The sequence below is a fragment of the Arthrobacter sp. P1_D12 genome, assembly GCF_056406175.1.
On the sequence record NZ_JBFUAR010000001.1, the window covers coordinates 79,134 to 94,037 of the forward strand.

The window sequence follows — 14,904 nt, forward strand, 5'->3', positions numbered from 1 at the left end:
GATAGGAATGCTACCGTCATGACTCGACTTCTCCCTCTGGCTCTTGTGCAATCACCTGCTGAGTCCTTGACTGATTTTGCTGCTGGTCTCGAGCGAAGGGTCAAAGCGCATGCCGTCGCCGACCTTTTCGTTTACCCGGAGCTTCACTTGAACACGGTGGATTCTGCCGGGTTTGTGGACCGGCAGGCCTACATGGAAGCCTCGGCAGAACCTCTTGATGGCCCGCGCGGCCGTACCCTTGCTGAGCTTGCCGGAGACCTTGGGATCTGGCTTTTGCCTGGCAGCGTGCTTGAACGTGGTACGGACGGGCATATCTACAACACCGCCGTTGTCTACTCTCCACAAGGAAAAGCAGTAGCCGCGTACCGAAAGATCTTTCCCTGGAAGCCCTATGAGACCGTTTGTTCCGGTAAGGACTTCGTGGTCTTCGACATGACCGGCTACGGCCGCGTCGGTTTGTCAATTTGCTACGACGCCTGGTTCCCCGAACACAGCAGGCATCTGGCCTGGATGGGGGCAGAGCTCGTTCTCAATGTTGTCCAGACGCCGACCAACGATCGTGTGCAGGAAGTTGTTATCGGTCAAGCCAATGCAATCGTGAACCAGAATTTCGTTGCCAGTGTGAACGCGGCGGGCCCGCACGGGGTTGGACGTAGTTTCCTGGTTGATCCTGAAGGCCGCGTGCGAATTTCGGCAACCGGGCCCGAAGACGCGACATTGGTTGATGTGATCGACCTGGACCAGGTAGGGAACGTCCGTCAATATGGCACAGCGGGCGTCACCCGCCCCTGGGACCAGTTCGCTGAAAACGACGACAGCATTCCATTGCCGCTATACGCCGGCCAGCTTGATCCCCGCCTTTGGCGGCAGACCAACGCCCCGTCAACCCTGACCAACCTCAGCACTGCCCCAGCCTAAGGAACTCCCCATGTCCGCTGAGAACATTAAACTTACCCCCAAGCTATCCCTGCTATCGGTGGTCGTGTTCGGCTTGGCCTATATGGCCCCGGGAATCGTAATGACGATCTTCGGTATCATCTCCTCCACCAGCGACGGAACAGCCCCGACAGCATTCGCCCTCGCCACGGCCGCGATGCTGCTGACTGCCCTCAGCTACGCGAAAATGGCAAAGATCTTTCCGAACTCGGGATCAGCCTACGTGTATGCACGACGGCTCCTCGATTCCCGTGTCGGTTTCCTCGTCGGGTGGGCAATCCTCCTCGACTACCTCTTCCTTCCCACCGTGGCCTGGCTGTTCCAATCGTTCTACCTTGCAGCGCAGTTTCCCGGCATCCCTGTCTGGGCCTGGCTCGCTCTGAACGCTGGACTGACAACGATCATCAACGTCACGGGAATCGTGCTCACTGACCGTGTCAATAAAACGCTGACCCTTCTGGTTGTTACCCTCATCGGGATCTTCATCGCCTACTGCCTGGCCTACCTCGGGGGCAACCCGCCTGCGTCGTTCACAGACCCCTTCTGGAACAATGCCACGACGGTCGGCGGCGTCGCTGCCGCAGCCGCTATCGCGGCCTACGCCTTCCTGGGATTCGACGCCGTCAGCACACTCAGCGAAGAAACCAAAAACGCCCAGCGCAACATTCCCCGCGCGATCCTCCTGACCGTCCTCGTCGGCGGAATAATCTTCGTCGTGGTCTCCTACATCATGCAGCTCGTTCACCCAGGCGGAGACTTCGAGCACGCAGCGACCGCAGCATACTCCATGCAGGTCCTCGTCGGCGGGCAGTTCTACGCCAACATCACCAACATGCTCTTCATCATCGGCGGGTTCGCATCGGGCCTCGCCATCCAGGCCAGCACCAGCCGACTCCTCTACGTCATGGGCCGCGACGGAGTCCTACCCCGCAGGCTCTTCGGACGCCTCCACCCCCGAACCAAAACGCCCATCTTCAACCTGGTCCTCGTCGGTGCCGTGGCCATGCTGGCACTGAACATCTCTTTGGAAACGGCAACCTCCTTCATCAACTTCGGAGCCTTCCTGGCATTCACAGCCGTCAACTTCTGCGTCATCGCCTACTTCATCCGAAACCGCCGGCAAGGCAAAAAGCTTTCGATCATTGGCTTCATCGTCCTACCAATACTGGGCGCCGCGGTCGACATCTACCTTCTAACCCAGCTCAGTCCCATCGCCATCACCATCGGCTGCTGCTGGATCGGTCTGGGAGTTGTTTATCTAACCTTCCTCACCAAAGGATTCCGCAAGGAACCACCAGAGATGGACCTCCACGACCGTGAGAGGCAGCCGGGCGAACCCACCAAGGAGGTTCAGCAACCAAACGCTGACGACACGCGGTCAACTAAGCGGAATGCCAGCCAGGCCCAGCCCACCGAAATCTAACCCCCACCACCAATACAAGGACGGGCCAGGCACCAGTGCCCAGGCCCGTCCCTCTGTGTGGCGGGTGCCATCTCGAGAAACGGGACCTAATCAGCGCCATTGCCACCGTTCCCTTTCACACCCGATCGGCGCTCTCCAAAGTCGTACCGTTCCGTAGTGACAACCCACTGCATCCCGGGCTGCGGAACCGCCACCCGGGATGCGGTGCAAGTTCGGTGGCAAACCTCCGGTCAAGAGAATCCGATCGGGCGAGTATGCCATCGCTGAAAACCATTTCTTCGTCCCAAAGATCCGATTCGCTACGTGCGTGCCCACATCATGAGCATCAAATCAAAGGCGATATTAAGAGCAAATCAGGAGTCCAATGATCATCACGATCGAGGCCGGCCGCTACTTCCACATCACAGGCCTATCCCCGACGGAAATCGCAGACAGTATCAACACGGCTGTAGAGATGGCCCGCGACCACTCGATGACAGAAGGATGGCAGGGCATTCTCGTCACCCGCCACGGACCTGATATGTACACAGTGAACCTCAGCGCTGATGTTCCCTACGGAGTAACTGTGGAACGGGACCTGCCGCAAGAAGTCCCGAGCAGGTGCCGGACGGCTGAGAGCTCACCGCAGCCGTGCCGGCAGTAGACTGAAAATCAGCGAGCGGACTGCCGTGGTAGCCGGTCGCCGGCCGGTACGCTCCGGCAGCGCGCGTCGTCCGACGGAGAGGACCTCAGCGATGGAACCGACCTATGTGATGGCCGAGAGCGCCCCGGCGCCCGTGGGCCCCTATTCCCAAGCGTGCGGTATACCGAATGGCCTGCTGTTCCTTTCGGGGCAGACGCCCATCGACCCGGCGACCGGGCAGCTGGTCGGCGGTGGCATCGAGGAGCAGACCGCACGCGTCTTCGACAACCTTGGCCTCGTCCTCGAGGCGGCCGGCAGCAGCTGGCGCGATGTCGTCAAAGTCAACGTCTTCCTCGTCGACATGGACGACTTCGCAGCGATGAACGCCGTGTACGCGAGGTACTTCGACGGCCAGTACCCCGCGCGCACGACGGTCGCCGTCGCCGGGCTCCCGCTCAGGGCGCGCGTCGAGATCGAACTGCACGCGATGCGCCGCGTGGGGTGATCCAAACGCACGACCACCTCGATACGCTCACTCCCGAGATCATCGACACAGCCAGAGAAGCCCTACTCGTCGGCAACTAAGCCCTGCGAATTCACTGCCAAATAGCGCTGCGATCCACAAAATAACCGTGTGAATCGCAGAGCTATTTGGCGTTGTCTTGGCGGCGCTTTTTGGCGCGCGCCTGATGCACCCCCCCCGCCGGGCTGCGGGCATGTCGGGGTGAGGGTGTTGTTGAATTCAGGCGGGCTAGTGCTTGGACCAGCGTGGACGGGAGCGCTCGATGATGCTGGTGGTCGCAGCAACTGCTGTGAGGGCTGTCGCCAGCAGAAGTGGTGCCCAGACCGTCTGTGCGATGGTTGCACCCGCGACGGCTGTTCCGGCGGATCCTGCTGCGATCTTGAGTGCGCCTACCCAGATGAAGATTTGGCCGCGGGCCTCGATGGGTGCGTATTCGCTTCGCGCGGCGAGGGTTGCCGCAAAGAACATTGCGTTGGCGATCCCTGCCAGGCCGAAGGCAATGAGGGATGTGGGGAGTGTCGGAGTAAGCATCGCGAGTATCAGCGTTGCCGCGACGAGTGCGGAGAGGGAGCTCATGAGAGGGTCTGCGTCGCGGCGAAGCGGTCGGAGCATGAGCCCTGCTGATCCGAGGAGATTCCCTATCCCGTAGGCTGCGACCAGTGTTCCGGCGGCCGCGGCGCCGCCGAACGCGGGAGCTGTGGCAACGGCGTAGATCGGTAGCGCGGCGACAGAGAATGCGACGGTCACGGTGAGTCCGAGTGTGCGGCGCAGCGGACCACGTTCCCATATGAGGCTCAGTGTTCGTCCGGGTGATGGCACCTCAACGGCCTTGTTGGGCGGCTCTTGCTTGGGGAGTGCGAGGACGGCTCCAGCACCAACGACGGCGGCTCCGGCCAGAACGAGTGTCGCGGTGAGTGCGTCGGATGCTGCCGCGATCCATGCGACTGCTGCGGGGCCGAGGGTGCCGCTGAGTCCGTAGCTTGCGACGTCCCAGCTTTGTGCTCTGCGTTGGCTGCGCAGTTCGGGGCCGGCGATGGAGGGCAGGCGGCTGCTGATCCCGCCGGTGAGCATCGGCCCGAAGATGCCGGAGACGAAGAGCAGCATGGCTGGCCAGATCGGCCAGGCGACGGGCAGGAGCAGTGCAGCAGCACCGAGCAGCACCCCGTGGAGGACGGCGGAGCACGCGATGACCTTGCGTCCGTCGCGTGCTGTATCCAGGCGCCGTGCGATGAACGGGCCAAGCAGGTGGGGTGCGGTGATTGATGCTCCCAGGAGCCCGGCCAACCAGCCCGGCATCCCGCCGGCGTGCGCGAGCAGCACGATAGCGACCACTGCGCCCCCGTCTGCGCTGCGAACCAGGGTCGCGGCAAAGACATAGCGCGCCAGCGCCCCGGCCCGGCGGTCCTCCCTGTAGGGAACGCCGAGGCCAGCGCTACGGGTTGAGCCCGAGCTCATCGACAACCCTGCCAACATGGGCACGCTGCTTCTCGGTCAATCCCTGGATGGGAAGCGGCAGGCACGATTTCGAGGCCAATCCCAGGTGTTCCGCTACTGCCGCAACGACCCGGATACTCCCGCCAAACTCGGCAAACGACTCCCACAACGGTGCAAGACGTTCGGACTCCGCGAACGCTTCGGAGACCCGCCCTTCCAGCGCGGCCCGGGTGATCCGCAGCGCCAGGGCGGGCAAAGTGCCGCCGATGACCGAGTACCAGGCATCGCACCCGGCAGCCAGGCCGGCGGCGGCCTTGGCGTCGCCGGAAACTCCGATGGTCACGTGCGCCGGGACGGCGGCGCGGATTTCCTGCACCCGCGCCTGTGCCTGCTCCGGATCGGCCGGCACGCCCGGGATTTTGATGGAGGCGATACCGGGCAGTTCCGCGATGCGTCCGTAGAGCTCGGTCGTGAACGTGAAGTGGGTAGTGCCTGGGTTGTCATAGACGATGACGGGCAGCGACGAGCCCGCGGTGACGGTCCGGAACAGTTCGAACACATCATCGTCGGTGAGGGGCTGATACGTCATCGGGGCGAGCAGAACACCCGAAGCTCCGGCCCGCTCCGCGTTCTCAGCGTTGGCCAGGACGTGTGAGGTCCGCAAGGCCCCGACACCAATGAACACGGGTGTATCGCCGGCGTGCTCGACCGCCAGGCGGGCGACACGGCTCCGTTCCTCGCCGCTCAGGTACGCGTAGGAGCCGGTGGATCCGAGCGCCGTGATGGAGTCAACCTTCGCCTCCGAGAGCCGTTCGATCAGGCGAACGAAGGCATGCTCGTCAACAGCATCATCTGCCAGAGGGGTCAGGGGGAAGGCACTCAAGCCGGTGAACATGGTCATAAATCCTTTGTTTGAATCACAGGGAAGTAAAGTCAGAGGCGCTCCCTGAGCGGACTGAGCTGCGGGGGCACCGGCAAACAGGGAATCCTCGCGCAGCGACAGTCTTACGGACCTGCATGGCTGGAGGACTGTGGCCTACTTCGGCCCTTGGCCGATGAGGTCGGGGGCGATGCGGGCGCCGGCGTGTTCGCGGGAGCGCGGTCGCCGTCGGCCACCGCGTTGCGCGGCGGCCCCTGCAAGGACGACGAGCGTGATGCCACCGAATTGGGTGAGTGAGGGCTGCTGGCGCAGCACGAGCAGCCCGAGGAGCACCCCGATGGCGGGTTCGAGGGCCATCAGGGTACCGAACGCCGTGGGCGTCATCCGGCGCAGGGCGAGCATCTCGAGCGCCATTGGCAGCACCGGCATCAGGACGGCCAGTCCGAAAGCGACGGAGAGGACACCGAGGTTGAGATGTCCGGCGGACTGCGGGATGCCGACGACCGCTGCCGTGGCAGCTGCGACGGGAACGGTGAGTGAAAGCGCACCGATGCCCGTGAAGCGGTCGCCGATCCGTTGGGTGAGCACAATGTAGACGGCCCACCCGACGGCCGCGAGCCCTGCCAACCCGATACCGGCGAGGTTGATCTCACCAGCCCAGGGTTCGGTCAGAAGGACGACGCCCAGCAGCGCCAGGGCTGGCCAGATAAGCGACCGCGCGCTGTGGCTGCGCACCGCGGCGACAGTCAGCGGGCCGAGGAACTCGATCGCGACGGCGGTGCCGAGCGGGATACGTTCGATGGAGGCGAGAAACGCGATGGTCATCAGTCCGGTGGCGACACCCAGCCCCAGAAGCACGGGGACGTCGGGGCGGCGTAGTGCGCGCAATGGGGGTCGGGCAACGGCCAGGAAGACGAGCGCCCCCACACTGAGTCTGAGCCAGGCGGTTCCGGCCGGCCCCACCGCCGCAATCAGATCCACTGACAGGGCCGAACTCAGCTGAACCGACAGCATGGCCGCCACGGCCAGCCCCCACGGCGGAACGGGAACATTCTTGGGGACGCGCTGGCTCACGGCTGGCCCTTTCGGGCCCGCCGGTCACCGATCGCGCGTGTCCGGGAGTGGACGAGCATGTCAGTCTCCTTCATTGACTGCAGTGCCGGCGGCTATCAGGCGGCGGGCGACCCTGACGTCGGGACCGAGCCGGGTCAGCCGGGCGATCAGGTCCTCGGCCGCGGCGTGGAGCGCCTCATCGGTCATGGGTTCGAGCGCGTCGAGGATGAACAGCGCGGAGGTGGTGTGCTCGCCGAGCTGGGTGCGGCGTGCCTGGCGCCAGTTCCAGCGCCGGCAGGTCACGCCGCCGTCGTCGCACCACACCACCTCGCCAGGTTCCGGGTGCTCGATCACCGTGGCGCCGTCGGCGGCGGTATCGAAGGGCTCCGTGCCGGTGGCGCGGACCAGCCGCGGCGCACCGCTGTAGCGGGTCAGATCCTCCCCACCCAGAGGGACCTGGTGGAGCACCGAAACCGCGTTATAGAGATCGGTGAGACGGTTCACCCGGGGCAACCCGGACACCGCCCGCCGCAGGAGCGCCTCCAGGCTGTTGCGCGTGCGGTTCGGTTTGGCGCCGAAGCCCTGATAAGCCTCGCGCCACGCAGCCACGTGTGGGAGCTGCTCAACCGGCCGGCCGTTGAGCAGCTCCCGGGCCGCGGATTCCGCCGCCTGGAGCATCTCCTCACCGGCCTGGTCACTCGGGCCAGGGACGAGTCCGTCAACGGCCAGCAGCAACGCCCGGTAGTCGGGCCGCAGCGCGAACACGGCGGCGTCAACATGGCCGCCGTCGAGAAATTCCTGAAGCATGCCCGACTCAAGCATCGGACGCCTCCGGCCGGTGTCCCGTCCCCACGCCCGGCTCGAAGACGGCCAGGGAGAACCTCGCCGGCTCCGTGCCCGGATTGGCGTAAGAGTGTGCCACGTCGCCCGGGAACGTCACCGCATCGCCCTCATCGAGGGTGAGCAATTGACCTGCGACCTCCACCGTGACCGTGCCCTGCTGGACCTGCAAAAGCTCCTTGGTGCCCGACGTGTGGGCCTCGCTCACATGACGGTCGCCGGGACCCAGCGTCCAGTCCCACAGTTCAACCACGTCCGGCGGTTCGGTGCCGGCCACCAACACCCCGCGCCCGCCGGACTCACCGCTCCACAACGCAGCGCCCTCACCACTGCGCGTGACCTTCACCGGCTTCGGGCGAGGTGGCTCGACCAACGCCGGCAGCCCCACACCCAGCGCGTCGCTGATCCTCAGCAGAGTTCCCACGCTGGGATTCGCGGCACCCTGCTCCACGTTGACGACCATCCTGCGGCTTACCCCGGCAGACTCCGCCAGCTGATCAAGCGTCCAGCCCCGCGACTGCCTCTCCTGCTTAACTCGGGCGCCGATTGCCAGCGCCAAGCTCGTTGTACTCTCATCCATAAGTGCATCATACTGCACTTTGAGTGCATTATCTAGAACACCTAAATGCGCTGTTACCGTCACGATCGTCACCGGTTGGGGCCAGTTTCAGTTGCTCGCCCGGGGCCAGAAATACTTGACACAATCAGGCCGGCAGTCGGGTAGCTGTAGATCCAGTTCCCCTCACGTCGAAGTGATGCCGTATGTATATGTGGAAACACTGAACTGGTCATCACGGAAGGGGAGTTCTAGCGCCTACTTCCACTCCCGTGTTTTTAACTCCGATAATGAAGATTCCGTAAGGGTGCACTCGTAACCGACGAATCTTCGCCTTGCGCTGCCACTGATGGTGCGATGCCTCAGTGGTTCAGCAGGTCACATCGTCATTGGGGAGGGCCGACGCCCTCCCTGTGGAACCGCGTTTGGGGAGCCCGCCGTCTTCCGGCGTTGGGCCGCGCCGGGGCGCCATGAGGTGCTCGTTATCGCTGGTATGCGGAAGGCTGCCGGGCTGTGGCGTCCTGTTTTTTCTGGATTGCTTGTGCCATTGGCGCGGGGTCGTCTTCATAGTCGGTGGCCCCGGCCAGATCGCGGCCGGCGATGTAGCCGAATGTCAGTGCGGGTCCCAGGTTGATGCCGCCGGCAGGGTAGTGGCCGCCCATGACCGATGCGTGATCGTTGCCGGCTACATACAGCCCCGGGATGGCTTCGCCGTCGTTGTTCAGGACGCGGGCGCGGCCGTCCGCGTCGAGGCCGGCGAAGGTACCGAAGCTTCCTGGCACTACCTTGACCGCATAGTAGGGGCCTTTTTCAAGGGGTGCCAGGGATGGGTTGGGACCCACGTTCGGATCGCCGCCGTAGCGGTTGAATTCGGTGTCCCCTCTCCCGTAGTCCGGGTCCACGCCTTGGCGGGCGTGTTCGTTGAAGCGCTCCACGGTGTGCCGCAGGGCGACTGGGTCGATCCCGGATTTGGTGGCGAGTTCTTCAATCGTGCGGCCCTTCTTCAGGTAGCCCGAGCGCAGGTAGGGAAACAGCGGCACGGGCAGCGGTTTGGCCATGCCCAGTGGGTACTTGCGGACGAACCGGGTGTCGGCGATCTGCCAGGACTGCACCGCCTCGCCCTCGGGCGTGGCGTCGATCAGTGCGGTGATGTAGTCGTAGTAGCCGTTGGCCTCGTTGACGAACCGTTTGCCGTTGGCCCTTACTCCGATGGAGCCGGGCTTGGCGCGGTCCATGATGTGTGGGAATGTGCCCGTCCGGCCGTTGCGGTAGGGCACGAGCGAGACCGGGCACCATGCAGCGGCTGACTTCACATTGGTTTTGAACCGGGCGCCGACGGACTGGCCCAGCGAGATGCCGTCGCCGTTGGCTTCAGCCGGCGCCAGCGTCCAATGCTCGCGGCCGGTAGGGGTTTTGGGGAACAGTTCTTTGCGTCGTTGAATATCGTGGGGGAATCCGCCGGTTGCCAGCACCACGCCGCGGGCTGCTTTGATGGCCAGTGTGCCTTCGGGGGAATCGACGAGGGCGCCGGATACCCGCCCGGTGCCGTCGGTCAGCAGGCGGGTAACGGGTGTGGAGACGCGGATGTGGACGCCGAGGTCGTCGGCGGACTTCATCAGCCGGCCGGTCAGGGCGGTTCCGTTGACCAGTTGCATGTTCCTGCGGTGGACCAGAAGATCCCAGACGTGCGGGGTGAAGCGGCGTGCGGCGTGGAACAGGCCGATGATGCGGCCCTGTGACGCTGAAAGGAATTTGGTGAGGTCGGGGCCGGCCATGATGCCCATGCCCAGAAACGAGGTCTCATAGAGCTGGTGGCGCATCTTGGCGCGTACTTCGGGTTTGATGCTGCGGGCGTTGATGGGCTTGGGCCCGACCGAGCGGTGGCCGGTTCCGGCTCCCGGTGTTTGGCCGTAGATGTCCTTGATATTCTCGCCTGGGGTGAACTGCAGGCTGGTTTTGTTCTCGAAGAAGCCCACCATGTGCGGCACGGCCTCAAGAAATGCTTCGACCTTCTCGGTCTGGTAGTCCGGGCCGAGGCGGTGGCGCAGGTAGGTGCGGATGGCTTCCCGGTCCTCGCTGACGCCGGCAGCTTTCGCCAACGGATTTGCCGGGGTCCAGGCCCAGCCGCCGGACCAGGACGTGGCGCCCCCGCAGACCGGGGCCTTCTCCACGACGATGACTTTCAGGCCGTGGTAGGCGGCCGTGACCGCTGCGGAAAGCCCGCCCGCGCCGGAGCCTATGACGAGGACGTCGCAGTCCAGGGTCTTGGCGGGGGCTGTGGTCAGGTCATCGGATTCTGTGGTGTTCACTCGGCTCTGGCCTTAATTGTTGGCTGTATCTGTGGTCTGTGTTTTGTGTGCAGGGGGTGAATGCGTAGCAACTGGCGTCCCGGTTGCCGGTTGCCGCACACTCGTCTTCGCTTCGCCGCTGGTTTGGGCGCGTCCTGCTTCTTGGGTGGGTTTAGCGGTGTTCCTTGTTGGCCCACTTATAGGACCAAAGGCTGGACACCAGGGCTATCAGGCACAGCCCGGCAAGCAGTGCCGCGGCAGGGGCCCAGCTGCCGCTGCTGGCCATGAGGGCGGTGGCGATCAGCGGGATGAAGCCGCCCACGGCCCCGGCCAGTGCATAGGCAAATCCTGCGCCGCTGTAGCGGATCCGGACGTCGAACATGTCGGTGAACCAGGTCTGCTGAACGCAGGTGGAGATGTTGTGCCCGAGATTGATCAGGACGACGAAGCCCAGGATCATCGGGATCAGTTCACCGCTTTCCAGCGCCGCGAAGAACGGCGCGGCTGAAAGGGCCGCGGCGAGCGGGCCGATGATGTAGAACCACTTCCGGCCGTACCTGTCCGCGAGGCGTCCCCAGAGTGCCAGGAAGGGGATGGCCAGGACCATGGCGACCATCGAAGCGGTCAGGACCGTGGAGGTAGGGGTGTGGGTGAAGTTCTTGACGTAGGCCAGGGAGAAGGTGAAGCCCATGTAGAAGGTGCTCTGGTCCACCATCCGCATGCCGATCACAGCGAGGATCTGCTTGGGGCTGGTCCGCAGCGCTTCGGCCAACGGTGCGCGCGCGGCCTTGTGTTCTTCCTTGGCGGCGGTGAACTCCGCCGACTCGGGTACGCCGGCACGGATCCAGAGGCCGATCAGGGCGAAGAGGATGCTGATCAGGAACGGGAGCCGCCAGCCCCAGGCGAGGAACTGTTCCGGGGTGGTCAGGGCGGTGACCAGGGAGAACGCTGCGGTGCCGAGCAGCAGTCCGACGAAGGAGCCGATCTGCACGCCGGTGGCGAGGAAGTTGCGTTTGCCTGCCGGCGCGTTTTCTACTGCCATCAGGGCCGCGCCGCCCCATTCGCCGCCGACGGCGATGCCTTGGATGGCCCGCAGGGTCACGAGCAGGAGGGGTGCGGCGACGCCGATCGCGGCGTAGGTGGGGAGCAACCCGATGGCGGTGCTGGCCAGTCCCATCATGATGACGGTGATGAAGAGCATGGTGCGGCGGCCGTACTTGTCGCCGAAGTGGCCGAAGATGGCCCCGCCGATGGGGCGGAACAGGAAGCCGACGGCGAACGAACCCATGGAGGCCAGCAGCCCGGCGACCTGGTTGTCCGAGGGGAAAAACAACGGCCCGAACACGACGGCGGCAGCGGTGCCGTAGAGGAAGAAGTCATACCAGTCGACGACGGCGCCAACGGTGCTGGCCAGCGCTGCCCGCCGTCCTGCCCTGGCACTGAAGACGACGGGCGGGTGGTTCAGGGCGCCCATGGTGGTACCCCCGGTGCTCGAAGTGTGGGAACTAGGCATTGCGGTTCACCGCAACCTTTCTGTTTGCTCGGCTGCACCTTTGCGGGCGAGCGGATTGAGTGCTTTAATGACTACGTAGTCATTTAGTGATTTAGATCATACGCACACCGCTTGATGGCAGTCAACACTTAGCGAGCAGGATGGAAGTTATGAATAGAACGATTGGTMTGGCGCACTTGTCGGCGCTGCATTTGAGTCCGCCGGACCTGGTGGAGGCAGCGGCAGATGCGGGCTTCACCTCGGTCGGGGTCCGGGTTCACCCGGCCACCCGGGGTGAAACTCAGTACCCGATGGCTGCCGGTTCGTTCATGTCCGCGCAGACCATCGAACGCCTGGCCGGTACGGGCCTCTCAGTCCGCGACATTGAAGTATTTACCCTGGACGGACACCGCGGCCGCGAGGAATGGGAACCGGTCCTGGAGGCAGGAGCGGCCCTCGGCGCGAGCGTTCTCAACGTCATCGGCGGTGATCCGGACCGCGCCCGGCTGACGGACAGCCTTGCGGCTCTGGTTGACGATGCCGCCCAGTACGGAATCCGTCCGTCCATCGAGCCGATCTCCTATCAGCCGCTGGATTCCGTACCCGCTGCCGGCCTGCTGGTCGACCGGACGGGGTGCGGCATCATGCTGGACGCGCTCCATTTCGTGCGGGCGGGCAGCCAAATTGAAGACCTGAAAGCCCTGCCTTCCGGCGCGGTCACAGTCATCCAGCTCTGTGACGGCCCGGCCGAAACCCCGGCACTGCCGGTCCCGCACTGCATGCCGCTGGGACAGGACGTGAACGGATCCGCGCGGCAGATCGAGTCGCGTGCGAAGCGGCTGGCCCCCGGGGAGGGAGTGTTCCCTCTCCGGGAGATCCTGGCGGCACTGCCTGACGCGCCCATCAGCGTCGAAGTCCCTGACGTCTGGGCCGTCGAGACCGGCGGCACAGCCGCACACCTCAAACACATCCACACCGCAACCGGGATTCTGATCGGCTCACCCCTGAAAACTGAAATGGAGAGAACATCATGAGCGAACTCACCGACGTGACAACACCGGGGGCAGCCGCAGGCAGCACCCCGCGGCCCCGAACCGCCAGCGCCGAGATCTATTGGCCCGGCCGTTTCCGGGATCAGGTCATCCTGGTCACCGGCGCCGCCGGCGGGCTCGGATCCGACACCGCGGACCGGCTCACACGCGAAGGCGCCACTGTCGTCTGCACCGACGTCGCCGACGGCGGGCTCGGCGACGGAAGCAGCCCCGCCAACTGCATGGCACTGAACGTCACCAGAAGGACCGATTGGGACCGCACCGTCCAGACAGTACTGCAGCGGTACGGCCGGATCGACGGGGCGCTGTTCGCCCACGGAATCCAGGGCCCCGAGGTCGCGGTGACCGAAATGCCCGCCGACGGATGGGCTAGGACCCTGAGCGTGAATCTGGACGGCTGCCTACACGGCCTGGCGAGCCTCCTCCCCGCCCTCACACAGCAGGGATACGGCCGGGTGGCCATCCTGTCCTCAATTTCCGCCCGTGAAGGGAACCCGCACCAGGCCGCCTACTCAGCGTCCAAGGCCGGACTCGTGGCCCTGGTCAAAACGGCAGCAAAGGAAGTCGCGCCTTTCGGGGTTACGGTCAACTCCATCGCACCGTCCATGATGAAGACCCGGCTCCTTGAAGACCTCAGCCCGGAACGGAACGCCCAGCTGCTCGCCAAAGTCCCCATGGGCAGGGTCGGACTGCCCGAGGAATTCTCCGCCCTGGCCACGTGGCTGCTCTCGACCGAAGCGAGCTACGTGACCGGTCAGACGCTCGACCTGAGCGGCGGCCGCAATACCGCCTGAGGAGGCGGCGCGGTCGTCCCCCGTATTTCCAGCCTGACCGGAAATACGGGCTTCCGCGTCTGGCTGGGAGGCCCGCCCTCGATTCTCCCGGCCAGGCGGTCGACCGCCTCGTACGACATCTCCGCAATGGGCTGGTGCACCGTGGTCAGGTTCACAAAAGCCCAGCGGGATGGCCCGGAGTCATCAAATCCCACAATCGACAGCTCCTCCGGAACCCGAAGGCCCAACTGGGTTGCAGCGTCCAACGCAGCAAACGCAAAAGCATCCGTCACGCAAAACAGTGCCGTAGGCCTGTCCTGGCGATCAAGCATCTCCAGGGCCGCCCGCACCCCGTCCTCGTGCGTCAGGCGGAGGTGCTGAATCCAGTCCTCGCGTACCGGGATGCTGCGGCGCTCCATCGCAGCGCGGACACCATCCTCGCGGTCACGGCCATTGGACCGGTCACGCAAAGTGGACAGCACGCCGATTCTCGTGTGCCCCAGACCCTGCAGATGGGAAATCACCAGCTCACCCGCGCCCCTGTCATCCGCCAGGACCGCCTCGACATCGACGCTGACATCATCACGGCTCAACAGCACCACCGGCGTCCCGCGGTCAAGGACCCGCCGGACCGCGGCAGAACCCTCCCTCGCCGACACGAAGATCATCCCGTCAACCGTCGCACGGTCGAGCACGTCAACAGCCTCAGGATCCGGCGAAATATCCGGGTCCCGAATCAGCACCATCCGGTAACCACGCTCCAGCAACCGATTCTGCAACGACTCCACAATGACCGGGTAGATCGGGCTGGTCAGATCCGCGACCACAATGCCCACCGCGTGCGTCCGCCGGGTCACCATCATGCGGGCCGCTGCATCCGGTACATAGCCTAGTTCCCGCGCCCCGGACAAAACCCGCTCCTTGGTAGAAGGCGCGACAGCCGGATCCCCCCGCAAAGCACGTGAAACCGTCGACTGCGACAATCCAAGATGCCGGGCCACATCAACACTGGTAACCATGGCCTAATCGTAT

The 14,904-nt window shown here is 64.5% G+C and carries 14 protein-coding genes; 6 read left to right on the forward strand and 8 right to left on the reverse strand.

The genetic code is table 11. The features are described from left to right. Positions 1–18 precede the first annotated feature (18 nt). The 4 genes from AC1DZV_RS00360 to AC1DZV_RS00375 all read left to right on the forward strand — a co-directional run bounded on the left by AC1DZV_RS00360 (position 19) and on the right by AC1DZV_RS00375 (position 3,486). Complete coding sequence (locus AC1DZV_RS00360) at positions 19–918, forward strand: carbon-nitrogen hydrolase family protein (protein WP_043433978.1); 900 nt, start codon at positions 19–21, stop codon at positions 916–918. A gap of 100 nt (positions 919–1,018) precedes the next feature. Further along, entirely contained in the window at positions 1,019–2,359 is a 1,341-nt protein-coding gene (locus tag AC1DZV_RS00365) for an APC family permease (protein ID WP_476952665.1), read from the forward strand. A gap of 364 nt (positions 2,360–2,723) precedes the next feature. After that, a complete protein-coding gene (locus tag AC1DZV_RS00370; protein ID WP_043433975.1) occupies positions 2,724–3,002 on the forward strand; it encodes a hypothetical protein in 279 nt (92 codons plus the stop codon). Between the two features lie 91 nt (positions 3,003–3,093). Next, on the forward strand, positions 3,094–3,486 hold the full coding sequence (locus tag AC1DZV_RS00375) for a RidA family protein (protein WP_028275097.1): 393 nt from the start codon (positions 3,094–3,096) through the stop codon (positions 3,484–3,486). Between the two features lie 246 nt (positions 3,487–3,732). Here AC1DZV_RS00375 and AC1DZV_RS00380 read toward each other — a convergent pair whose 3' ends face one another. The 7 genes from AC1DZV_RS00380 to AC1DZV_RS00410 all read right to left on the reverse strand — a co-directional run bounded on the left by AC1DZV_RS00380 (position 3,733) and on the right by AC1DZV_RS00410 (position 12,068). Further along, positions 3,733–4,959 carry an MFS transporter gene (locus AC1DZV_RS00380; RefSeq protein ID WP_476952666.1) on the reverse strand — a complete coding sequence of 409 codons (1,227 nt, stop codon included), beginning with the start codon at positions 4,957–4,959 and terminating at the stop codon, positions 3,733–3,735. Continuing rightward, a complete protein-coding gene (locus AC1DZV_RS00385) occupies positions 4,937–5,833 on the reverse strand; it encodes a dihydrodipicolinate synthase family protein (RefSeq protein ID WP_476952829.1) in 897 nt (298 codons plus the stop codon). Before AC1DZV_RS00385 ends, AC1DZV_RS00380 begins: the two co-directional genes overlap by 23 nt. A gap of 141 nt (positions 5,834–5,974) precedes the next feature. After that, positions 5,975–6,892, reverse strand: a complete 918-nt coding sequence (locus tag AC1DZV_RS00390; protein WP_476952667.1) for an EamA family transporter — start codon at positions 6,890–6,892, stop codon at positions 5,975–5,977. A gap of 60 nt (positions 6,893–6,952) precedes the next feature. Then, positions 6,953–7,678 carry a B3/B4 domain-containing protein gene (locus tag AC1DZV_RS00395; protein WP_476952668.1) on the reverse strand — a complete coding sequence of 242 codons (726 nt, stop codon included), beginning with the start codon at positions 7,676–7,678 and terminating at the stop codon, positions 6,953–6,955. A gap of 7 nt (positions 7,679–7,685) precedes the next feature. Then, complete coding sequence (locus AC1DZV_RS00400) at positions 7,686–8,291, reverse strand: helix-turn-helix domain-containing protein (protein ID WP_476952669.1); 606 nt, start codon at positions 8,289–8,291, stop codon at positions 7,686–7,688. 458 nt (positions 8,292–8,749) lie between these two features. Further along, positions 8,750–10,576 (reverse strand): FAD-dependent oxidoreductase, encoded by a 1,827-nt coding sequence (locus tag AC1DZV_RS00405; RefSeq protein ID WP_476868208.1) that lies wholly within the window; start codon positions 10,574–10,576, stop codon positions 8,750–8,752. A gap of 151 nt (positions 10,577–10,727) precedes the next feature. Then, the gene (locus AC1DZV_RS00410) at positions 10,728–12,068 is read right to left on the reverse strand and encodes an MFS transporter (protein WP_476952670.1); all 1,341 of its coding nucleotides are present in this window, start codon (positions 12,066–12,068) and stop codon (positions 10,728–10,730) included. Positions 12,069–12,217: 149 nt separating this feature from the next. Here AC1DZV_RS00410 and AC1DZV_RS00415 point away from each other — a divergent pair, with 149 nt between their 5' ends. After that, positions 12,218–13,081, forward strand: coding sequence for a sugar phosphate isomerase/epimerase family protein (locus AC1DZV_RS00415; protein WP_476952671.1), 864 nt, complete (start codon positions 12,218–12,220; stop codon positions 13,079–13,081). Further along, on the forward strand, positions 13,078–13,893 hold the full coding sequence (locus AC1DZV_RS00420; protein WP_476946711.1) for an SDR family NAD(P)-dependent oxidoreductase: 816 nt from the start codon (positions 13,078–13,080) through the stop codon (positions 13,891–13,893). Before AC1DZV_RS00415 ends, AC1DZV_RS00420 begins: the two co-directional genes overlap by 4 nt. Here AC1DZV_RS00420 and AC1DZV_RS00425 read toward each other — a convergent pair. Continuing rightward, entirely contained in the window at positions 13,854–14,891 is a 1,038-nt protein-coding gene (locus AC1DZV_RS00425) for a LacI family DNA-binding transcriptional regulator (protein ID WP_476868212.1), read from the reverse strand. The genes AC1DZV_RS00420 and AC1DZV_RS00425 overlap by 40 nt on opposite strands. Positions 14,892–14,904 lie beyond the last annotated feature (13 nt).